The 19,574-nt window shown below is 68.8% G+C and carries 21 protein-coding genes; 14 read left to right on the top strand and 7 right to left on the bottom strand.

Annotated features, from left to right (window positions below; translation table 11 throughout):
* Positions 1-41: 41 nt before the first annotated feature.
* From KBY95_RS13360 to KBY95_RS13350, 3 genes are all read left to right on the top strand, one after another.
* Positions 42-851 carry an NYN domain-containing protein gene (locus KBY95_RS13360; RefSeq protein WP_254965627.1) on the top strand — a complete coding sequence of 270 codons (810 nt, stop codon included), beginning with the start codon at positions 42-44 and terminating at the stop codon, positions 849-851.
* 14 nt (positions 852-865) lie between these two features.
* On the top strand, positions 866-1,699 hold the full coding sequence (locus KBY95_RS13355; protein WP_254965626.1) for a PhzF family phenazine biosynthesis protein: 834 nt from the start codon (positions 866-868) through the stop codon (positions 1,697-1,699).
* A gap of 111 nt (positions 1,700-1,810) precedes the next feature.
* The gene (locus tag KBY95_RS13350; RefSeq protein ID WP_254965625.1) at positions 1,811-2,263 is read left to right on the top strand and encodes a gamma-glutamylcyclotransferase; all 453 of its coding nucleotides are present in this window, start codon (positions 1,811-1,813) and stop codon (positions 2,261-2,263) included.
* 27 nt (positions 2,264-2,290) lie between these two features.
* On the opposite strand, the gene KBY95_RS13345 is transcribed toward KBY95_RS13350, so the two are convergent.
* Positions 2,291-4,423, bottom strand: a complete 2,133-nt coding sequence (locus KBY95_RS13345; protein ID WP_254965624.1) for a 4Fe-4S binding protein — start codon at positions 4,421-4,423, stop codon at positions 2,291-2,293.
* Between the two features lie 88 nt (positions 4,424-4,511).
* Between KBY95_RS13345 and pdeM the strand changes: the two genes are divergently transcribed.
* Positions 4,512-5,216, top strand: coding sequence for a ligase-associated DNA damage response endonuclease PdeM (pdeM, locus tag KBY95_RS13340; RefSeq protein WP_254965623.1), 705 nt, complete (start codon positions 4,512-4,514; stop codon positions 5,214-5,216).
* Here pdeM and KBY95_RS13335 read toward each other — a convergent pair.
* The gene (locus KBY95_RS13335) at positions 5,173-5,640 is read right to left on the bottom strand and encodes a CBS domain-containing protein (protein ID WP_254965622.1); all 468 of its coding nucleotides are present in this window, start codon (positions 5,638-5,640) and stop codon (positions 5,173-5,175) included. The genes pdeM and KBY95_RS13335 overlap by 44 nt on opposite strands.
* A gap of 47 nt (positions 5,641-5,687) precedes the next feature.
* On the opposite strand from KBY95_RS13335, the gene KBY95_RS13330 reads away from it, so the two are divergent.
* Positions 5,688-6,221 carry a CDP-alcohol phosphatidyltransferase family protein gene (locus KBY95_RS13330; protein WP_254965661.1) on the top strand — a complete coding sequence of 178 codons (534 nt, stop codon included), beginning with the start codon at positions 5,688-5,690 and terminating at the stop codon, positions 6,219-6,221.
* A 50-nt stretch (positions 6,222-6,271) separates the two neighbouring features.
* Here KBY95_RS13330 and KBY95_RS13325 read toward each other — a convergent pair whose 3' ends face one another.
* From KBY95_RS13325 to KBY95_RS13310, 4 genes are all read right to left on the bottom strand, one after another.
* On the bottom strand, positions 6,272-6,967 hold the full coding sequence (locus KBY95_RS13325; RefSeq protein ID WP_254965621.1) for a VanW family protein: 696 nt from the start codon (positions 6,965-6,967) through the stop codon (positions 6,272-6,274).
* Positions 6,968-7,250: 283 nt separating this feature from the next.
* Positions 7,251-8,168 carry an NAD-dependent epimerase/dehydratase family protein gene (locus KBY95_RS13320; protein ID WP_254965660.1) on the bottom strand — a complete coding sequence of 306 codons (918 nt, stop codon included), beginning with the start codon at positions 8,166-8,168 and terminating at the stop codon, positions 7,251-7,253.
* Positions 8,169-8,212: 44 nt separating this feature from the next.
* Positions 8,213-8,962: a hypothetical protein gene (locus KBY95_RS13315; RefSeq protein ID WP_254965619.1), complete on the bottom strand. Its 750-nt coding sequence runs from the start codon at positions 8,960-8,962 to the stop codon at positions 8,213-8,215.
* Positions 8,963-9,051: 89 nt separating this feature from the next.
* Complete coding sequence (locus tag KBY95_RS13310; RefSeq protein ID WP_254965618.1) at positions 9,052-9,285, bottom strand: hypothetical protein; 234 nt, start codon at positions 9,283-9,285, stop codon at positions 9,052-9,054.
* A gap of 68 nt (positions 9,286-9,353) precedes the next feature.
* On the opposite strand from KBY95_RS13310, the gene hisA reads away from it, so the two are divergent.
* From hisA to KBY95_RS16430, 6 genes are all read left to right on the top strand, one after another.
* Positions 9,354-10,115 (top strand): 1-(5-phosphoribosyl)-5-[(5-phosphoribosylamino)methylideneamino]imidazole-4-carboxamide isomerase, encoded by a 762-nt coding sequence (gene hisA / locus KBY95_RS13305; protein ID WP_254965659.1) that lies wholly within the window; start codon positions 9,354-9,356, stop codon positions 10,113-10,115.
* A gap of 225 nt (positions 10,116-10,340) precedes the next feature.
* Positions 10,341-10,730, top strand: a complete 390-nt coding sequence (locus tag KBY95_RS13300) for a Fur family transcriptional regulator (RefSeq protein WP_254965658.1) — start codon at positions 10,341-10,343, stop codon at positions 10,728-10,730.
* Between the two features lie 26 nt (positions 10,731-10,756).
* On the top strand, positions 10,757-12,433 hold the full coding sequence (locus tag KBY95_RS13295) for a DUF3685 domain-containing protein (RefSeq protein WP_254965617.1): 1,677 nt from the start codon (positions 10,757-10,759) through the stop codon (positions 12,431-12,433).
* A gap of 22 nt (positions 12,434-12,455) precedes the next feature.
* Entirely contained in the window at positions 12,456-13,049 is a 594-nt protein-coding gene (locus tag KBY95_RS13290; RefSeq protein WP_396095024.1) for a thylakoid membrane photosystem I accumulation factor, read from the top strand.
* Positions 13,046-14,428, top strand: a complete 1,383-nt coding sequence (fumC, locus tag KBY95_RS13285) for a class II fumarate hydratase (protein WP_254965656.1) — start codon at positions 13,046-13,048, stop codon at positions 14,426-14,428. The genes KBY95_RS13290 and fumC overlap by 4 nt, the downstream gene beginning before the upstream one ends.
* A 218-nt stretch (positions 14,429-14,646) precedes the next feature.
* Positions 14,647-15,153: a prepilin-type N-terminal cleavage/methylation domain-containing protein gene (locus KBY95_RS16430; protein WP_315858933.1), complete on the top strand. Its 507-nt coding sequence runs from the start codon at positions 14,647-14,649 to the stop codon at positions 15,151-15,153.
* Positions 15,154-15,201: 48 nt separating this feature from the next.
* Here KBY95_RS16430 and KBY95_RS13275 read toward each other — a convergent pair whose 3' ends face one another.
* The gene (locus tag KBY95_RS13275) at positions 15,202-16,581 is read right to left on the bottom strand and encodes a PhoH family protein (protein WP_254965616.1); all 1,380 of its coding nucleotides are present in this window, start codon (positions 16,579-16,581) and stop codon (positions 15,202-15,204) included.
* Positions 16,582-16,666: 85 nt separating this feature from the next.
* On the opposite strand from KBY95_RS13275, the gene KBY95_RS13270 reads away from it, so the two are divergent.
* The 3 genes from KBY95_RS13270 to ruvX all read left to right on the top strand — a co-directional run bounded on the left by KBY95_RS13270 (position 16,667) and on the right by ruvX (position 19,567).
* Complete coding sequence (locus KBY95_RS13270) at positions 16,667-17,845, top strand: F420-0:Gamma-glutamyl ligase (protein ID WP_254965615.1); 1,179 nt, start codon at positions 16,667-16,669, stop codon at positions 17,843-17,845.
* Positions 17,846-17,941: 96 nt separating this feature from the next.
* Complete coding sequence (locus KBY95_RS13265; RefSeq protein WP_254965614.1) at positions 17,942-19,048, top strand: hypothetical protein; 1,107 nt, start codon at positions 17,942-17,944, stop codon at positions 19,046-19,048.
* A complete protein-coding gene (gene ruvX, locus KBY95_RS13260; protein WP_254965613.1) occupies positions 19,049-19,567 on the top strand; it encodes a Holliday junction resolvase RuvX in 519 nt (172 codons plus the stop codon). It abuts the gene before it with no gap.
* Positions 19,568-19,574: the final 7 nt, after the last annotated feature.

Below are 19,574 nucleotides of genomic sequence, written 5' to 3'. Positions count from 1 at the left end.
GCGCTGGGGGCCGTTAAGGTCGAAGTCCCATGGGGTGAGCCATGACATCCCCATCCGGAGCCCTCCCGGCAGCCGCCGACTCCGGCGAGGACAGCGGCAAGCGGCTGGCGGTCCTCATTGATGCCGATAACGCCCGGGCGGCGGTGATCGAGGCGGTGCTGGAAGAAGTGGCCCGCTTCGGGGAGGCGATTGTGCGGCGTATCTATGGCGACTTCACGTCACCGGAAAGTGCCTCCTGGAAGAAGTTGCTCAACAAGTTCTCGATCAAGCCGATGCAGCAGTTCGCCTACACCGTGGGCAAGAACGCCACCGACAGCACGATGATCATCGATGCGATGGATCTGCTGTACACCCGCCGCTTCGATGGCTTCTGCCTGGTGACCAGCGACAGCGATTTCACTGGCCTGGCCGTGCGCCTGCGGGAGGAGGGGCTGCTGGTGTATGGCTTCGGTGAGGAGAAGACCCCGGCGGCCTTCCGCAACGCCTGCCACAAGTTCCTGTTCACCGAGGTGCTGCGGACCGCCGCCCGTCACGGGGAAGAGGCCGCTGCCGCGGACAGTGCCCGCCGGCCCCAGGAGAGCGATCCCCCTGCCAGCGGCCATCCCGTCATCCCGGCCGATTTTTTGATGGAGGCGCTGGATCGCTCGGTGGAGGAATCGGGCTGGACCCAGCTGGGCACCTTCGGCAGCTACCTGCAGAAAATCCAGCCCGACTTCGACACCCGTCTCTATGGCTTCAAGAAGCTCTCCGATCTGGTGCGGGGCTGTCCCTCCCTGTTCGTGATGGAGGAGCGGGAGGCCCCCAGCGGCAACCGCACGATCGTCTATGTGCGGGCCCGGGAGGACCTCTGAACCCTGAACCGGCCATGACTCTGCGGCGCCTGGCGGCCTTCTGCGATGGCGATCAGGGCGGCAATCCCGCCGGCGTCTTCATCGGCGAGCAGTTGCCTGACGCCGCCCAGATGCAGCGGATCGCCGCCGAGGTGGGCGATTCGGAAACGGCTTTCGCCGCTCCCCAGGGAAACGGCTGGCGGGTGCGCTACTTCTCCCCGGCCGCCGAGGTGCCCTTCTGCGGCCACGCCACCGTCGCCCTCGGGGCTGCCTTGGCCGAACACTGCGGCGATGGGGTGTTCCCCCTGGTGCTCAACGGGGCCGAGATCAGCGTGGAGGGCCGGCGGCAGGGGCAGCGCTGGAGTGCCGCCCTGCAGTCGCCCCCCACCCAGCAGCGCCCCGTGGCGCCGGAGCTGCTCACGGCCGGCCTGGAGCTGTTCGGCTACGGCCCCCAGGACCTGGATCCCTCCCTGCCTCCGGCCATCGTCCACGGCGGTGCCGACCATCTGCTGCTGGCCCTGCGCCGCCGCGAGGACCTGGCGGCCATGCGTTATGCGATGCAGGACGGGGCCCGTCTGATGCAGGCGGCGGGGCTGCTGACGCTCCTGGTGGTCTGGGCGGAAGGGCCCCAGTCGTTCCATAGCCGTAATGCCTTCGCCATCGGAGGCGTCTACGAGGATCCGGCCACCGGTTCGGCCACCGCGGCGCTGGCCGGCTACCTGCAGAGCCTCGGCTGGCTCCATGGCGGCAGGATCGCTGTGGTGCAGGGGGAGGACATGGGTTGCCGCTCCCGGCTGCTCGCTGAGATTCCGGCGCAGCCGGGGGGCTCAATCCGGGTGGCGGGCCAGGTGCGCCCCCTGGAGGCCTGAATCAGGAGGCCTTTTCGAGCCGCTTGACGATCCAGCCCATCAAGACCAGCGAACCCAGCAGCGCCGCAAGCAGGGCGATTGTCATGGAATCGGAGGGCATTTCGACGCATTATGACCACAGGCCCCGCTGCCCTGGCCCTAGCCGTGCAAAGCCATCCCGCCCTGGTCTTTGTCTACGGCACGCTCAAGCGCGGCCACGGCAACCACCACTGGCTCAGCGGTGCGAGCTTCCTGGGGGAGGCGGTTCTGCCGGATGTGGTGCTCCACGACCTGGGCCCCTTTCCGATGGCCGTGCCTGGAGAGGGTTCGGTGCGGGGTGAGGTGTATGCCGTGGAGGCCGGAGGCCTGGCCCGGCTCGATCGCCTCGAGGGTTATCCGCGCCTCTACGACCGTCGGCGGTTGCCTTTGGCCGATGGCCGCCACGCCTGGGTGTACCTGGGCCGACCGCACCAGGTGCGTTATGTGCCCGCCATCACCGATGGCTGCTGGCGGGGGCCAGCGCCGGGAGCCGCGGTGCGCCGCAGCCAGATGGGCCTTGAGCCCCTTGTCAAACGGAATCCCTAGCGCGGTACTGTCGCGGCTCTGCGGGCGTCAGCCCCCTGCCACCAGCCAGCGCCCCCCGCTTCCCAGGGCGATCACCAGGCCCGACAGGGCGAGGGAGGGACCACTCCAGAAGGCCAGCTGCAGCAGGCGCCGCAGCAGCAGCAGGGATCCGCCCACCCCCACCAGCACCGCCAGGCTCTGGCAGAAGGCGATCACATGGCCATCGGCGCTCCAGGCGGGCAGCCGGGCAGCCAGGGTCGGCCAGAGGGTTTCGGTGCTCACCGGCAGCAGCCGGCCCCCCTCCGCCATCCCCATCGGCAGATGCTGGGCCAGCAGCAGCCCCCACAGCAGCGGCAGCAGCGCGTAGAGCAGCAGCCAGCTCGAGCTGGCGGGGCGCAGCCACCCCAGCAGGGGCCGCAGCAGCAGCCACAGCCCCGCCGGCAGGGCCAGCGCCAGGACGGCGAAGGCCAGGCGGCCCAGCAGGGGTCCCTGCTCCAGGAGCTCCGGCGCCAGGGGCAGCCAGCCCAGCAGCCGTTCCCAGTGCCGCAGGCAGATCCCGCCGGCCAGCACCAGGATCAGCCCCGCCTCACCGGCGGGCGGGGCCATGTCGCGCTGCAGGTCGGCGGCGGGGGGGCGCAGGCGCAGCTGCACCGACCGGTGCGGGCAGGCCTGGGCGCAGGAGAGGCAGAGCACGCAGTTGCGGTTGTCGGCCAGGTGGGCCGGATGGGTGCCGAGGGGGCAACCGGCGGTGGCCAGGCCCTCCCCTTCCGCCGGCCCCCCCTTGAAGCAGGCGTAGCTGCTGCAGCTGCCGCTGCAGGTGCCCGCTTCGGCCCGCAGTTCGCTGATGGCCAGCTTGGCGAACAGGCCGTTCATGCCGCCCACCGGGCAGAGGTGGCGGCACCAGAAGCGCTTCTCGAAGCGCAGCGAGCCGACCACGGCCCCGGCGGTGATCAGCAGCAGCAGGGCGCTGCTCTGGCGGGCACTGTTGCGCAGGTCGCCCAGTTCCTCCCACAGGAGGATCGCCGCGAAGCCTGCCGCCAGCAGGGGCGCCGCCCAGCGGTCGCTGTCGCCCCGCGGCCAGCGGGCCGGCCGCCAGCCCAGACACTTCGCCAGTCTCTGGCTGATCTCCCCCCAGACCATGAACGGGCAGAAGGAGCACCACAGGCGGCCCACCAGGGGGTAGCCCAGCAGGATCAGCGGCCACCACCAGGCCCAGAAGAGATTCAGGCCGCCGTTGTGGCCGCGGTCCTGGGGTCCCCACCAGAGCCACAGGTTCACCAGCACGAACACCCAGCTCACCACCCCGAACAGCAGGGTGTTCCAGAGCAGGGGTGAGCGCATGGCGTCCCGCAGCCAGGGTTTCCAGCGCCAGAGGTCGAAGCGGGCCCGCTGGGGACGCCGCAGGGTCCAGAACACGTCCTCCGGCAGCTCCTCCGGATGGTCGCCGCTGCACTGGCGCAGGGCCCGCTCGATCAGCTCCAGCAACTCCCGCACGTTGCCCGGGAAGTCGTAGGTCTGGAGGCGCTTCACCAGCCCCTCCCCCACGGCCGGCGGCTGGCTCCAGCCGAGGCTGAGGGCCTTCTGGCGCACGCCGTAGCGCAGCCATTCGCCCAGGTCCTGGCGCCGCACCCGCAGCGGTGGCACGCGGATGTGGCAGCAGAGGGCGTCGAAATCGGGGGCGCTCGCCTCGGCGGTGAGGAACACCCGCCCGGCGAAGACGTGGTCGGCGTGGTCAGCCTCCGGCGAGCGCCAGCGGCCGCTGCGGGCCAGCTCCAGCAGGGCGGGTCGCAACGCCGGGGCGGCGCGGTCGATCTGATCCAGCAGCAGCCCGCCGGCGCCGATGCAGTCGATCAGGGCGACGCCACCGGCGGGGGCCGCGAACAGCTCGGCGCCGTCAGGGCGGAGCAGGGCGCAGTTGATGCGCACCAGAAGCTGCTTGCGGGCCGACGAGCCGAAGTGGATCAGGGAGGCGAGGTTGTCCTTTTCCAGGCCGGGCTCGCCGCTGATCAGCACGGCCTGGCGGCTGGTGTCGGCGGAGGCGGCGCGGATGGCGTCCCGCAGTTTCTGGGCATAGCGGCTGCTGCCGACGACCCCGCGGCGGGTCCGGCCCAGCAGGTAGGGCGCCAGCCGCAGCAGGCAGGCCCTCGGGTCGGTGCTGGCATCCGGCTGGCTTGACGTCATCGGGGACCTCGCGCTGGGTCGATTGTCGTTGGAGACGATGGGGGGATCTCCCCTGGCCCGCCCCCATCGGCACGTTGACGGATTCACCATGGACGTGTCGGGTTCGGCCGAATTTCTCTGGCGGGGGCACCGTCTTCAGCTGCTGGCGGAGCGGGCCGTCTGGGAGCCGCAGCAGGGGCTGCTGCTGGTGGCGGACCTGCACCTGGGCAAGGCGGAGAGCTTCCAGAGCCAGGGCATCCCGCTCCCCAGCGACGGCGATGGGGCCACCTTCAACGCCCTGCTGGCGCTGGCCCACAGCCATCGCCCCGCCCAGGTGCTGGTGCTGGGTGATCTGATTCACAGCCGGCTGGGGCTGACGGCGGACCTGCGCCAGAAGCTTCAGGCCCTGCCCGACCTGCTCGGCTGCACCCTGCGGCTGATCGGCGGCAACCACGAGCGGGGGTGCTGGCTCGAGGGGCTGGCGCAGGAGCCTTCGCTGGCCCTGGGCCCCCTCTGGTTGAGCCACGCCCCCGAGCCCAGGGCCGGCCACCTGAATCTCTGCGGCCATCGCCACCCGGTCGCCCTGATCGGTGGCGGCGCCGACCGGCTGCGTCTTCCCTGCTTCGCCTACGACCCGCGCGCCGAGCAGTTGGTCCTGCCGGCCTTCGGCCAGCTCACCGGCGGCCATCCCTGCCCGGAGGGCGAGGTGCTCTGGCTGGTGGCCGACGGCACGGTGGTGCCCTGGGGCCCCACCCCCCGACGGAGTGGCCTCAGCTTTCGGCGGCCAGCGCCCGCACCACGTCGCCGCGGGTGAGCACCCCCACCAGGGCCTCCTGCTCGTCGAGCACGAACAGGCGCTGGGTGCCCCGGTCGTGCAGCAGACGGGCGGCCTGGGGCAGAGGGGTGCCGGCGGGGCAGCTATGGGGCTGGGAGCCCATCACGTCGCCCACCGTGCTGCCAAGCACCTGGTGCACCTGCTTGTCCCAGTCGAGCGGGTTACGCAGGTAGATGACGGCATCGAGCAGCATCATGTAGGGCCCGGCATCGAAGCCGCTTTCGCGCACCATCAGGTCCTGCTCGCTGAGTTCCCCCACCAGGGCCCCGAGCTCATCGAGCACCGGCAGGCCGCTGACGTGGTGGTCGCTCATCAGCTGCACGGCCTCCTGCAGGGGCGTGGTGGTGGTGACACTCAGCACGGGGCTGGTCATCACTTCGGCCACGCTGCGCTCGACGACCATGCGGATCTCCTCGGTGATGGCATTCTGCTGGTGAACGGGACCCTGCCCTGCGACGCCTCGCCGACCTGCTGACGCTTGCCCGGGCCGTGCTGGGGTTGCCGCTGCTGCTGGCCCTGGCCGGCGGCCGGCCCGCGCTGGCCTGGGTGCTGCTGCTGCTGGGCGGCCTCAGCGACTGGGCCGACGGTGCCCTGGCCCGCCGGGCCGGCGGTGGGTCGGTGTGGGGAGCACGGCTCGATCCCCTCACCGACAAGATCCTGATCAGCGCCCCGCTGCTGTGGCTGGCCCACACGGGCGGTCTGCCCCTGTGGGCGGTGTGGCTGCTGCTGGCCCGGGAGCTGCTGATCTCCGGCTGGCGGGCCGGCCAGGGCAGCGGCGGCCCCGCCTCGCTGGGGGGCAAGGCCAAGACGATCCTGCAGTTCCTCTCCCTGCTGCTGCTGCTCTGGCCTCCGGCCTGGGGCCTGGGCCAGGGCGCGCCGCTGGTGCGCCTGCTCCATGGCGCCGGCTGGTGGCTGTTCTGGCCGTCGCTGCTGCTGGCGCTCAGCTCGGCCCTGGGGTACCTGCGGGCTGAGGCGAGGGGGTGAAACCGGGCCACGTCGCCCAGGATGACAGAAGTGAGCGAAAAGGCCTGTGGCTAAGTAACGACCTGCAAGCCCTGCTTCTGTTCATAAACCGTGGAGACTTGAAGGCATTGGTTGACCATCGTATTGACTTGAATCCATGGCCTTTCGAGACTGACACGAACAAACTCGACGTGGTGGGCCGTCAGGTTGGCATCAGAGCGGAGTTCACCAATCAATTTGTCCTGCTCAACTCTGAATCCAAAGGAGACACGAAAGGGGTGGGGATTGTGAAGTCGTAAGTCCTTGAATCCCCACACCACCGTGGCGTCAGCGCCCAATGGTGTGAAGCGTTCATCCTCCGCATAGATATCCAGGCTGTGGGGATGGCGTTCCAGCACGGTTAATCCACCCAGCAGGGCCAGGTGGTAGACCATCGAAGACAGCTGGCAAAGCCCACCGCCACTGAGGGCAACGAGCTTGCCCTTGACAATGTTTCGCCCCGGAAGAAATCCATTGGCTGCATTAGGACGGCGGATGCGGTGCCAGAAGGACCAGCTCCTGTTGCTATCGATCAGCCCGCCATCCAGCAAAGCGGCCCCCCGGGTGATGTTGGCAATCTTGTTTTCAAAGAAGTCGCTCGGCATGATCGGCTGCGTGAGGCCAAGGGAAGGCGGCTGCTGTGCTATGGCACCATCGGTCCTTTCAAACGTAATCTTGTTCAGGCGATCATTCCACAGGCGCCAGAGATGTCGGATCTCCTGACGCATTCCCAATGGCAATCGTCGTCTCATTACAAGATCTCGTCTTCAACCGGTTGAGTGAATACCACAGCGATTTAAGAACTTGCCCTTGCTCGGTATGACCATGGACCAGTGCCCAGTCTCAAGCGGCAGAACCCTCCCGGGAGGGGGCGATCAAAACTGAGCTGGACGAAGGGCCAATCGGAGGAATTTGACCAGAACTGTATGGGCACACTTCCACGACCGCAACACAGCGGCAACAGTGCCGCGGCAGGGTTCCGTTTGGGCCCTTCTGGAAGCCCCTGACCCCTCAGCCCAGCAGCGCCGCATCAGCGCTGAAATCAGGGCTTCCGGCGGGGCGCAGGGCGTAGTCATTGGTGTAGCTGTCAGCGAGGGTGGCCTCCAGGTCGTACTCCGGCTCCCAGGCCAGCTCCCGCCGCACGCGGTGGGTGTCAGTGAGGAAGTGGGCCAGGCGCAGCGGGAACGCCTTTCGGGCCTTCTTGTCGAGGCCGGCGGGGTCAAAGCTGCGGATCTCCACCGCCTCCGGATCGGTGCCGCAGGCGCGGGCGGCGGCTGCCACCAGGCCCCGGAAGCTGATGCCCTGGGAGCCGGTGCAGTTGTAGATGCGGTTAGCGGCGGCCTCCACCTCAATGCAGCGGGCCATGGCGGCGGCCAGGTCGCCCACGTGGCCCAGCTGGGTGATGGTGCTGCCGTCACCGGGGAGGGGCACCGGCCGGCCGTGCATGAGGCGATCGAAGAACCAGCTTTCCACCGGGTTGTAGTTGCCCGGACCCACGATGTAGGTGGGCCGGAAGCTGGTGAAGGGGATACCCTCCTGGCGCAGCCAGCCTTCTGTTTCCAGCTTGCCGGCATGGCGGCTCTGAGGGTCGGTGGGGGACTCCTCGTCGAGGGGCCAGAGCTCGCTGTCGGCGTACACACCGGCCGAGCTCACGTACACCAGCCGGTGGGAGGGGGGGCCGGTGCGCTCGATCACCTGCCGGGTGTCCTCCAGGGTGCGGCCGGAACTGTCGACGATCACATCGAAGGGCCGACCCTGCAGCATCGCCAGACCTTCGGCGCTGCTGCGGTCGCCCTGTAGATGTTCAATTCCCTCCGGCAGGGGCTGGCGCCCGCGGGTGAACAGGCTGAGCTGGTGGCCGGCGGCCAGAAGTCGGCTGACCAGGGGGCGACCCACGAAGCGGGTACCGCCCATCACCAGGATCCTCATCGCCATGCCGCGTTGGTGAGCGCCATTCAAGCGGCAGGCCGGGATCAGGGGCCGCAGGGCAGCGGCAGGCCCAGGCGCTCGAAGGGCAGGGGCAGCAGTTCCAGCACCACCGTTCCCGGGGGGCCTGCGCTGGTGCCCGCGGTCCCGGGCAGCGGCACCGGCCGGTAGGTGCGGCCATCGAAACGCAGCTCCTTCAGCCCATCGGGGGCGCCATGCAGGCTGGCGGGCAGGGTGAAATCCAGCCAGCCGCGGTGGCGATTGCTGATCACCTTCAGGGGCGACTGGAAGAGGCCGCTCTCCGCCACCAGTTCCAGCACGCCGTCGACGTCACGGAACACCAGCAGGCTGCAGCCGCCGCTGGCACAGGCGTAGGAGCCCACCACCACCGCCACGGTCTCCAGCCGGCCGTCGCCGTCGAGATCGATCCGGTTGTGCAGGTAGCGCAGCGGCCCCACATCGGCACAGACGGGGCGCTGGGCCGTGGCTCGGGCCTGCTCCCACTCGGTCTGATCGGGATCGCCGGACGCCGCCGGGCTGGCTGCCACCGGGCCGGCGAACAGGCGAGCCCGCAGGGCCGCCTCCAGGCGAGCATCGGGACGGTTGATCGGTGCAATCACCGAACCCGGCGGTGCCAGGGGGGGTGGCCTGTCGCGGGGATCCGGGCCCTCAGGGCCCAGCAGGGAGCGCGGCGGGGGCGTTGGCGCCGCCAGCGGAGGAGGTGCCAGCGGCTGGGCCAGGGCAGGGGTGCAGCAGCCGATCAGCAGCAGAACAGCAAGCGGCCGCAGCGGCGACATCGGGGAGAGACGGAGGCCTGGCGAATGCCGTCGCCCGCGGATGGGGGCAAGTTACGTCGTTCAGGGCCAGGACGCTGCCGCTGCCCCTCTCAGTCGCCGGTCGTTTCGACCTCCGGACCGGCGGCGGCCGAGCTGAGCTGCTCCAGGTGGGCCTCGATGCGATCGGCCAGCGCCAGGCAGCGATCCATCTCCTCCCAGAGCAGTTCACGGCGCCGGGACGTCACCGCGTAGGAGCGGTGATGCAGGTCGCGGCCCTGGTAGCGGAGCGCATCCCTGAGGCGGCGCCAGTCATCCGGAGCCAACGTGGGAGGGGAGTGCGTCATCGGGTCAGGGCCAGCAGGTCGGCGTCATGGCACAGGATGGAGCCCAGAGCGGCCCTGTCACCCTGGTCATGCAAGTCATTCCCGCCATTGATCTGCTCGACGGGCATTGTGTGCGTCTGCATCAGGGTGACTACGGCCGTGTCACCCGCTTCAGCGACGACCCCGTGGCCCAGGCGCTTGAGTGGCAGCGCCAGGGAGCCACGAGGCTGCACCTGGTGGATCTCGATGGGGCCAGGAGCGGAACTCCCTGCAACGACGGCGCCGTGCAGGCCATCGCTGCGGCCCTGGCCATTCCGGTGCAGCTGGGCGGGGGCGTGCGCTCGGGGGAACGGGCTGAACAACTGCTGGGCTGGGGTGTGGACCGGGTGATCCTGGGCACGGTGGCCGTCGAGAACCCGGAACTGGTGCAGCGCCTGGCCGGCCGCCATCCCGGCCGCATCGTGGTGGGAATCGATGCCAAGGAAGGGATGGTGGCCACCCGCGGCTGGATCGAGCAGAGCACGGTGGAGGCCACGGCCCTGGCCGCCAGCCTCGAGGGCACGGGGGTGGCGGCGATCATCAGCACCGACATCGCCACCGACGGGACGCTGGAGGGCCCCAACCTGGCGGCGCTGCGGGCCATGGCCCAGGCGTCTTCCCTGCCGGTGATCGCTTCGGGGGGTGTGGGTTGTCTCACCGATCTGCTCAGCCTGCTGAGTCTTGAACCCCAGGGTGTGACCGGGGTGATCGTGGGACGGGCGCTGTACGACGGCCGGGTGGATCTGGCGGAGGCTCTGCAGGCCATTGGAGACCAGCGGCTCCAGGATCCGTTGCAGCTGCCGATCGCCTGAAAGCGGTCATCGGCAGAGCCGCCGGCAGAAGACGCGGCCTATGCCGGTATTGCGCCAACTGCCCTATAACAGACCAATCGTCTATGGCAGCAGCGGTTGCATCCCACCACGACCACCTCCTCCTCCACGGGCGGCGACCGCCGTGGCGAGGTTGGTGATCGTCCCTTGGTGTCGCCAGCCCCGAGCCACGTGGAGCAGGTCTACCAGCGCTGCCGCGACCTGGGTATGCGCCTGAGCCGTCAGCGGCGCATGGTCCTCGATCTGTTGTGGGCCGAAAAAAGCCATCTTTCCGCTCGGGACATCTTCGAAAAGCTCAACGATCAGGGGCGCCACATTGGCCACACCTCCGTTTATCAGAATCTGGAGGCTCTGCAATCGGCCGGCGTGATCGAATGTCTTGAGCGCGCGAACGGCCGTCTTTATGGCTATCGCGCCGATCCCCACAGCCATCTGACCTGCACCAGATCCGGCGAGATTCTTGATCTCGATGTGCTGCTTCCCGCCAATCTCCTGCAGCAGATTGAGGCGCAAACCGGGTTCGCGATCGAGTCCTACACCCTGCATCTTTCCGGCCACCCCCGGGCGGCACTGGAGAAAAGCGTCCGCCTTGGTTAAGGTCGGGCCATTCTTCTCCTGACAACGTGCCTCGACGTCCGGCACAGCCCCTCCCCCAGCTGCTGCTGTTCGCCGAACCCCTGCAGAGGGCGGGCCTCTCCAGCTGGCTAGAGCCCGGGGGTTCCAGTGGCGACCCCAGTGGTTGGAGTGGTTGTCGAGTGGTGGGTAGCGACGAACTGCAGGGTCCGCCCCAGCTGATCGTCTGGTGCCTTGGCGCCCCGCCCGAGCCCCAGGCGCTCGACGCCGAGAGCCGCCGAATGCTGGAACGCTGGCATCCGGCGCCGCTTTTGCTGCTGCTCCCCGACCACCACCCCTATGCCAGCGACTTTCTGCTGCAGCTGCCGGCCCAGGGCCTGATCGAGCAGGCCGACGCCGTCAGCCTGCGGGAGGCCGTCAGCACCGTGCTGGCCGGCGGCCGGGTGCTGGCCATCGGTCCTGCACACCAGGTTCCTGACGCCACTCACGCCGTGCCCATGGGCCTGGGTCAGTGGTTGCTGCTCAGCGGCCTGCAGCAGATCGATGCCGAGCTTCGCCTCTGTCTGCGCCTGCTTGATCCACCGCCACCCCAGCTGCTGCCGCTGCTGCTGCTGGAGGGACGGGTGCGGGAACTACGGCAGGCCCGTCGGTTGTTGCAGTGGCTTTGGGGGCCGGTCAGCCTGGCCTGGAGCCAGCCCATTGTCGAGGAGCCCGTTGCCCCCAGCACGGCGGGCAGCCAGGCTTCGGGCTCAGGCCATGCAGTGGCGATCACCCTGCGCCAGCGCACGGCCGAGGGACTTTGGGAGGCCCTGCGGGAACGGCTGACGCAGGCCGCTGCCGCCGGCCCCAGCAACAACAGCGGCCAGCTCCTGGCCCTCGACGGTCTCCACGTCTCCCGTCGCAGTGATCTGTTGCTGGGACTGCTGGAGCAGTTCGACCGGCTGCGCCGCCGACTGCTGCAGGACGATCCCCGCGGCGAGCAGCTGGAGCGGCTCTGGAAGGAGTTGCAACCGGAGCTGCGCCAGCAGGCCCTGCGCCACATGGCCGGCTCTTACGTGCAGCTGCCCATGGCCGGCAAGCTCTGCCCCGTGGCGGAGACGCTCCTGCATCGCAGCGAGTTTGCCGCCGAGGACCTGGAGCTGCCCGATCCGCTGGCCATGCTCACTCCTCTGCTGCAGGCCCGCCCTTTGCTGGTGGATGGCCAGTTGCTGGCACCGGATGAACCCCAGGCCGTTCTTTATCTGGAACTGCTGCTCAGCAATTGGCTGGTGCGCAGTGCCGAGCTGATCAGCGCCGAGGTGCTGGCGGCCTGTGCCGAATGGCCGGAGCTGCGCCGCTACCTGTTGCGTCCTGAGCTGCTGGCCACCCGCAATCTGGAGCGGCTGCGCAACCAGCTCAATGCCCAGCAACGATGGACCAGCTGGTTCGACCGGCCGATCCACCTTTATGAAAGCCGGCGCCCCCTGTTCCGCCTCGGGGCCGGCGCGATCGATTCTGTGGATCTCACCGAGCCCCGCGACGCCGAACTGCGTCAGCTTGGCTGGGTGCAGCAGGCGGTCACGCTGGCCATGGAAGCCCGTGATGCCCTGGGCCCCCAGCTCCAGAGCCTGCTGAAGCGCCTGGGGGATCTGCTGGTGGTGCTGCTGACCCAGGTTCTGGGCAAGGCGATTGGCCTGGTGGGTCGCGGCATCGTCCAGGGCATGGGCCGGAGCCTCAACCGCAACTGAGGCGGCCCGTGTGCACGGCACAATGACCCCAGACGCTCGCTTCCCCTTGCCCCGTTTGCTGTCCCGGCCCTTCGCCAGCCTCTGGGCCCTGCTGCTGATCGTGGCGATGGGCCTGGCCTGGTCCCCTGGCCCGGCGGCGGCCAGCCTCGAGAACGACCGCTACGACGGCAACATCTTCGCCCTGTATGCCGGCAACGGCTCCCTGGTGCCGCCCCGCAGCAGCCTGGCCCAGTCCCTGGCGGACCATCGGGTGGCGGTGATCGTCTACTACCTCGACGACAGCAGCGTCAGCAAGCAGTTCGCCCCGGTGGTCTCGGAGCTGCAGCGCCTCTGGGGCAACGGCATCGACCTGATCCCCTTGGTCACCGATCCGCTCCAGAATCGTCCCGATGGCGGCGCCGCGGATCCTGCCCATTACTGGGACGGCCTGATCCCCCAGGTGGTGGTGATCGGCAGCGATGGACGGGTGGTCTTCGATCGCCACGGTCAGGTGAGTGTCGATGCCATCAACGCCGCCGTGAGCGAGGCCACCGGCATCCCGATGGCGCCGGGCTCGGGCAACAGCGCCACCATGAGCTTCAACGAACTCAACAGCGAAGTGGTGGCCTCCCGCTGATGCCGGCCAGCCGCACCGAAACCGACAGTCTCGGCCCGGTGGAGGTGCCGGCCGAGCATTACTGGGGGGCCCAGACCCAGCGTTCGTTGCGCAACTTCCCCTTCGGCGCGCCGATGCCGATCGCGGTGGTCCACGCCTTTGGCCAGCTCAAGGCCGCCTGCGCTGAGGTGAACGCCGCAAAAGGCGTGCTCCCCGACCTCCTGGCGGCGCTGATCGTGGTGGCAGCTGACGAGGTGAGCGGTGGCCGGCTTGATGCTGAGTTCCCGTTGCGGGTCTGGCAAACCGGATCGGGCACCCAGACCAACATGAACGTCAACGAGGTGATCGCCAACCGGGCGATCGCTGCCGCAGGAGGCGTACTGGGCAGCAAGCTGCCGGTCCACCCGAACGACCACGTCAACCTGAGCCAGTCGAGCAACGACACCTTCCCCACCGCGATGCACATCTCCGTGGCGAGCGCCCTGCACCAGCGGCTCGTTCCCAGCCTGGAGGCCCTGATCGCCGCCCTGCGGACCAAGGCGACGGCTTACGCCGGCCTGATCAAGATCGGGCGCACCCACCTCCAGGACGCGGTCCCCCTCAGCCTTGGCCAGGAATTCGGTGGCTACGCCTCCCAGCTGGAGCTGGGACTGGCCAGCCTGCGGGCCACGTTGCCCCAGGTGCTGCAACTGGCTATCGGCGGCACGGCGGTGGGCACCGGACTGAATGCACCCGCCGGCTTCGGCGAAGCGGTGGCGGCCCGGCTGGCGGAGCGTATCGGCCTGCCGTTCACCAGTGCCCCCGACAAGTTCCAGGCCCTCGCCGGCCAGGAGGGGCTGGCGGCGGCCCATGGGGCCCTGACGGTGCTGGCGGGCAGCCTGATGAAGATCGCCAACGACATCCGCTGGCTGGCCAGCGGCCCTCGCTGCGGCCTTGGGGAGCTGGTGCTGCCGGAAAACGAACCAGGCTCCAGCATCATGCCCGGCAAGGTGAATCCCACCCAATGTGAGAGCCTCACCATGGTGGCCGTGCAGGTGATGGGCAACAACACCGCCGTCCAGATGGCCGCCAGTCAGGGGAATTTCGAACTGAACGTGTTCAAGCCCCTGATCGCCCATAACCTGCTTGAGAGCATCGACCTGCTGGCCGGGAGTTGCGGCACGTTCCGGGAACTCTGCATTGAGGGACTGCGGGCGGATGTGGAGCACATCGAAGCCCAACGCGACCGCAGCCTGATGCTCGTGACCGCTCTGACCCCGGCCATCGGCTACGACCGGGCCTGCGCCATCGCCCGCCATGCCCACCAGCACCGGCTCAGCCTGCGGGAGGCGGCGCTGGTGCTCGGTGAGATCAGCGGCGAGGAGTTCGATCGCTGGGTCAGGCCCGAGCAGATGGTCTGAAGGCAGCCAGCCTTGATTTTCCGCTGATCTTCCGTAAGGTGTCCACGATCATCTGCGGCTCGTCATCAGGACAAGATTGTCCTGGCGTTGTCGTTGATCAACGACTGCGAATGCCCGCTCTAAACACTTGATCAGGACAACGCCCACACTGCTGAGCTTCTTGCAGACTCTTGCCTGCCCCACGATCGAGTTGCGGAGCGGGAGACCGCAGGCCTGACATGTTCTCCTTTCGTTCCCGGAACCCAAACGATCGACCCGTGCGAGCCGACCATTCCGTTGGCCTCAGACCTGAGTTCTATCGGGCAGTTTGCCGGTGGCGCGGGCGTCCGATCCTCACAGGATCGGCGGGGTTCACTCTCCTGGAACTCATGATTGTGGTTGGCATCGTGGGGATCCTCAGTGCGGTTGCCCTTCCCCGGTACCTTCGCGCCATGGCCATGGCCGAGGCGTCCAGCAGCATCCTCGAAGCGGTGTCTTTCGCCGAACAGTGCGCGGTTGCCCACAAGTCCGGCCTACCCGTCCTGGTAACTCCCCCCGGTGGCCCAGCCCGCTACTGCGACAGCACCTCCGCCAGGCAGATCCACAGCCGACGCTGGTCGGGGGATGCCTCGGGAGTCGTGTGCTTGGGAGTCCCCGCTAGCAGTAATCACCGTCAAGCTTTTCTGCGCGTGAGTGGCAACTTAAGTCCCATCATCGGTACGATTGAATGCAGCTTCCAGCCATGATGTTTCTCCGGAGTCCCTGCCGGATAGTGCCGGACCAGGGCAGCCGACTCACAGGAGATTCGCCGCCAGTTCGGCCAGCTCTGAGCGTTCTCCCCGCATCAGGGTGATGTGGCCGGAAAGCAGCTGGCCCTTGAAGCGTTCCACCAACCAGGTGAGGCCATTGCTCTCGGCATCCACATAGGGATTATCGATCTGGTAAGGGTCGCCCGTAAGCACGATCTTGGTGCCTTCTCCCACCCGGGTGACGATCGTCTTGACCTCATGGGGGGTGAGGTTCTGGGCCTCATCCACCACCATGAACTGGCGCGGGATCGAGCGGCCACGGATGTAGCTGATCGCCTCCACTTCCAGCAGTCCCATCCCCTTGAGATCGCTCCAGTTGCTGCGCGGTGGCCGATGGCCCCCCCGGGAGGCCTGGGCGTCCTCGCCACCGAGCAGGAAGTCGAGGTTGTCGACGATCGGTTGCATCCAGGGGGCCATCTTCTCCTCGAGATCCCCTGGCAGGAAGCCCATCTCCTTGCCCAGGGAGATCACCGGGCGGGTCACCAGAAGGCGTTCGTAGAGGCGCTCATCGGCCACCTGGTGCAGCCCCGCCGCCAAGGCGAGCAGGGTCTTGCCGGTGCCGGCCTTGCCCACCAGGGTCACCAGGGCCACCGCCGGATCAAGCAGCAGATCCAGCGCGAAGGCCTGCTCCCGGTTGCGGGGCTGGATCCGCCCCATTTTGGCCTTGGCCGACTTCTGCAGCGGTTGCAGGGTCCCGGTGCGGCCGTTGTAGCGGGCCAGCAGGGTGTGGGCCGGCTGGGCCAGGTCGATCAGGGTCACCCCCTCGTTGGCCTGGAGGGGCGCCACGGGAACCGGCTGCTCCGGGATGGCGTCTGCCGTCAGGCCGTCGCCGGCCTTGACCCGGTCCATCAGGTCGGCGTCCATCCAGCGCTCGCAGAACCCCGGGTAGAGGTCCGCCATGTCCACCTTGTCGGTGGTGTAGTCCTGGGCGATCAGGCCCACCGCATCGGCCTTGATGCGCAGGTTGGTGTCCTTGGTGACGAGCACCACCGGTGGCTGGCTGCCCACCACCTCCTGCAGCCGCTGCTCCAGCGCCACCGCCAGGATGTTGTTGTCGCCGTTGCCCGCCTTGAGTTCGGGGGGCAACTGTCGCAGGGTTTCGCTGCGGCAGAACACCACCTTCAAGGTGCCCCCGCTGGAGCCATCGATGGGTACCCCTTCGGCCAGGTTGCCCTTCTCCCGCAGTTGGTCGAGCAGGCGCGACACCTGGCGGGCGTTGCGGCCCTTCTCGGAAGGGTCCCGCTTGAAGCGGTCGATTTCCTCGACCACCTCGATCGGGATCACCACCTGGTTGTCCTCGAAGCGGTTCAGGGCCTGGGGGTCATGCAGCAACACATTGGTGTCGAGCACGAAGGTCTTGCGCATGCCAGGGCTCTGCCGGTTCCATGGGGCCGAAACTAGGTCCACGGGTGCATCTACGCTCCGGCCGGACATTCCCTGACGTATCGGCTTGCCGTTTCCCGTTTCCTTCCTGCTGGTTCTGCTGCTGCTCCTTGGTCTGGGGCTGGTGGTGCTTGAACTGCGCCACCGTCTGCGGCCGGCTTCCCCCCTTCAGCTGCTGCCCGGCGCCTTCCAGGTGCGGCGCCGGGCCCAGGGCCTGGAGATCACCGGGGAGATCCACATCCGCAACCCCCACCCCCGCATGGAGGTGATGGTGCCGGAGATCACGCTGGTTCCCACCGTGCTGGGCCGCAGCGATGTGAGCCAGATTCGCCACGAGCTGCGCATCACGCCTCAGCACCCGGATGAAGAAGCCCGCCCCGACGGTTACTGGGCCGCTTACATCGTCAAGGGCCGAAAGACCACCGCCGCCCACATCCGCCTCAACCTCACCGGACCCGCCGGCGTGGATCTCGAAAGCGTGCTCGACACCCTCTGGATGGACATCCACTGGGTGAACTACGGACCCTTCGGGCGGTTGCAGCGGCGCCAGGGGATCCTGATGCCCCTGCAGAAGCCGGAACCGGGTGATCCGGCTGCCCCCGGCTGGCGTGAGGGGGAGGGCTGCCGGGTGCTGCCGGTGCGTACCCATCTCCTGGGGGTGCTCGACGATTCACTCGCGATGCTGCGGCGCTACACCGATGGCCTGCTGCAGCCCGGTGATGTGCTGACCATCGGCGAGACCCCCCTGGCGGTGATCCAGGGGCGCTATCACCACCCGTCGACGGTGGATCCCTCTTTCCTGGCCCGCCTGCTCTGTCGGGTGTTCCACCCCACCAGCTCCCTGGCCACGGCCTGCGGTCTGCAGAGCCTGATTGATGTCTCCGGCCCTGCCCGGGTGCTGGGGGCCTGGTTCGTGGGCACCGCCCTGAAGCTGGTGGGCAGCAAAGGCTGGTTCTATCGCCTGGCCGGGGAGCAGGCCCGCCTGATCGATGACATCACCGGTACCACCCCCCCCTACGACCAGACGATCGTGCTGGGCCCGGACCAGCCGGCGGCCTGGTGCGAGCGGATGGCGGCGGCCCTCGGGGTGGCCGTGGCGGTGGTGGACGTCAACGACCTGGGACGGGTGAAGGTGCTGGCCGCCAGCGGCGGCACCGACGAGGCCCTGCTGATGCGGGCTCTGCGTCCCAACCCCGCTGGCAATGCCAACGAGCGCACGCCCCTCGTGTTGGTGCGTCCCACGTAGAATGTCCATGACAATGGTGCGATCAACGCCCATGTCACGTCCCGCGTTCCGGCGCCTCTCCCCACCCCTTCGTCGTCTGCCGTGCCAGTGCCTGCCGTGCCAGTGCCTGCCCAGGGCAGAACCTCCCCGAGCTGGACGGTGGAGCCCCTGCAGGGTTGGCATCTTCCCCTGCTGGATGATCCGGCCTTCCTGCCCCTGCAGCCGCTGTTGCAGCGCTCGCTGCTGCTGGCCCTGCCGGAGCAGTTACTGAAGGCGCTCACCAGTCGCCGCCCCCTGGCTGCCCAGGTGCTGGTGGCGCTGCAACGCCAGGGGCTCACCCGCCAGCAGGCCCTGGGGTTGATCGTCTCCCGGCGGCTCAACCGCAGCGGCAGCTGCTGGCAGGTGCAGCATCTGCGCCTGGCCCTGGCTGCTACCGAAGCCACCGATCCAGACGCCTTGGCACCCAGCCGGGCGGCCCTGGCCGGGGATCTGCTGCGCCAGGCCATCGGTCGGGTGAAGGGCGCCGCCAGCTGGATCGCCACTGCCTCCAGCCTCGACACGTCCCGGCTGGCGACCCTGCGGGAGCAAGGCTTCCAGCCCCAGCGCACCGATCGTCTCTGGCGCTGGCAGCCAGGGGCGGATCGCGCCACCCCGCTTCCCCCTGCCGACCTGCAGCTGCGTCAACTCAATCGCCGCAACGCCCCGCTGCTGTGGCACCTGGAGCAGGCCACCTGCCCGGCCCATCTGCGCCAGCTCCAGGACCGCCGCATCGAAGACCTGCTCGACCAGAGCCGCAGCCATGGCTGGATGCTGGTGGACGCCGTGCGCAATGAGGCGGTGGCGGGCGTGCGCTGGGTCGACGAGCACCCCGGCGGCGGCCAGGCGGTGGAGCTGAGCATCCACCCCGGCTGGGGCCACCTGCTTGGGGCGGCGGCCGAATCCTTGCTGCATCGCCTCGCCAAGGGGGGCACCAGCCTCTGGCTGCGCTGCGAAGTGAGCGACGGCGAGCGCCAGAGCTGGCTGCAGGCCCTGGGGGCCGAGGCCCATGGCGAGGAGGTGTTGATGGCCCGCAGTGTCTGGCGGCGCCAGGAGGGCCAGCCGGCCAAGCGAGCGGCCCGGCGCCTCGAAGCGGTTCTCGAGCAACTTCAGCCCCGGCGGCGGCCCATGCCCACCCCCAGTGGTCCCCTCGGCAGCCTGCCCACGGTGCCCCTGCTGCAGCGCTGAATGGCTACGCCTCGGCCGCGATCGGTGCTGGCCCTTGATGTGGGGCGCCGCCGTATCGGCCTGGCCGGCTGCGATCCGCTGGGGGTCACGGTGACGCCGCTCCCGGCGCTGGCGCGGGGGGAGTTCCAGTCCGACCTGCAGCGGCTGCTGCTCCTGGTGCGTCAGCGACGGGTGCAGGCGCTGGTGGTGGGGCTGCCCCTCGATGCAGGCCAGCGGCCCACCACCCAGACGATCCATTGTCGCCGCTACGGCTTGCGCCTGGCCCGGGCCCTGGCGGCCCTCGGCCAGCCCCTGCCCCTGGCCTGGGTGGATGAGCACGCCAGCAGCTGGGCGGCGGGCGAGCGTTTCGCTCTGCACGGCGACCGCAGCGGCCGCCTCGACAGCGCGGCGGCCGCGTTGTTGCTGGAGCAATGGCAGCGGGAGGGCCCCGAACCCCTGGACCTGACGGCCTTCAGCGACGATCCGGTCGCCCCGGCGGCCATCGCCGTGGGCACTCGGGCCGGTGCTGATTCATTCTGAGTAAACC

This window comes from Cyanobium sp. Aljojuca 7A6 (assembly GCF_024346455.1).
Classification (GTDB): domain Bacteria; phylum Cyanobacteriota; class Cyanobacteriia; order PCC-6307; family Cyanobiaceae; genus Cyanobium.
This window is presented reverse-complemented; position numbering and strand designations above follow the sequence as displayed.

What these genes read in the sequence shown, in the direction of transcription:
- KBY95_RS13360 (WP_254965627.1), top strand. Translation starts at nt 42, where the DNA reads ATGACATCCCCATCCGGAGCCCTCCCGGCAGCCGCCGACTCCGGCGAG.
- KBY95_RS13355 (WP_254965626.1), top strand. Translation starts at nt 866, where the DNA reads ATGACTCTGCGGCGCCTGGCGGCCTTCTGCGATGGCGATCAGGGCGGC.
- KBY95_RS13350 (WP_254965625.1), top strand. Translation starts at nt 1,811, where the DNA reads ATGACCACAGGCCCCGCTGCCCTGGCCCTAGCCGTGCAAAGCCATCCC.
- KBY95_RS13345 (WP_254965624.1), bottom strand. Translation starts at nt 4,423, where the DNA reads ATGACGTCAAGCCAGCCGGATGCCAGCACCGACCCGAGGGCCTGCCTG.
- pdeM (WP_254965623.1), top strand. Translation starts at nt 4,512, where the DNA reads ATGGACGTGTCGGGTTCGGCCGAATTTCTCTGGCGGGGGCACCGTCTT.
- KBY95_RS13335 (WP_254965622.1), bottom strand. Translation starts at nt 5,640, where the DNA reads ATGGTCGTCGAGCGCAGCGTGGCCGAAGTGATGACCAGCCCCGTGCTG.
- KBY95_RS13325 (WP_254965621.1), bottom strand. Translation starts at nt 6,967, where the DNA reads ATGCGTCAGGAGATCCGACATCTCTGGCGCCTGTGGAATGATCGCCTG.
- KBY95_RS13320 (WP_254965660.1), bottom strand. Translation starts at nt 8,168, where the DNA reads ATGAGGATCCTGGTGATGGGCGGTACCCGCTTCGTGGGTCGCCCCCTG.
- KBY95_RS13315 (WP_254965619.1), bottom strand. Translation starts at nt 8,962, where the DNA reads ATGTCGCCGCTGCGGCCGCTTGCTGTTCTGCTGCTGATCGGCTGCTGC.
- KBY95_RS13310 (WP_254965618.1), bottom strand. Translation starts at nt 9,285, where the DNA reads ATGACGCACTCCCCTCCCACGTTGGCTCCGGATGACTGGCGCCGCCTC.
- hisA (WP_254965659.1), top strand. Translation starts at nt 9,354, where the DNA reads ATGCAAGTCATTCCCGCCATTGATCTGCTCGACGGGCATTGTGTGCGT.
- KBY95_RS13300 (WP_254965658.1), top strand. Translation starts at nt 10,341, where the DNA reads ATGCGCCTGAGCCGTCAGCGGCGCATGGTCCTCGATCTGTTGTGGGCC.
- KBY95_RS13290 (WP_396095024.1), top strand. Translation starts at nt 12,456, where the DNA reads ATGACCCCAGACGCTCGCTTCCCCTTGCCCCGTTTGCTGTCCCGGCCC.
- KBY95_RS16430 (WP_315858933.1), top strand. Translation starts at nt 14,647, where the DNA reads ATGTTCTCCTTTCGTTCCCGGAACCCAAACGATCGACCCGTGCGAGCC.
- KBY95_RS13275 (WP_254965616.1), bottom strand. Translation starts at nt 16,581, where the DNA reads ATGCGCAAGACCTTCGTGCTCGACACCAATGTGTTGCTGCATGACCCC.
- ruvX (WP_254965613.1), top strand. Translation starts at nt 19,049, where the DNA reads ATGGCTACGCCTCGGCCGCGATCGGTGCTGGCCCTTGATGTGGGGCGC.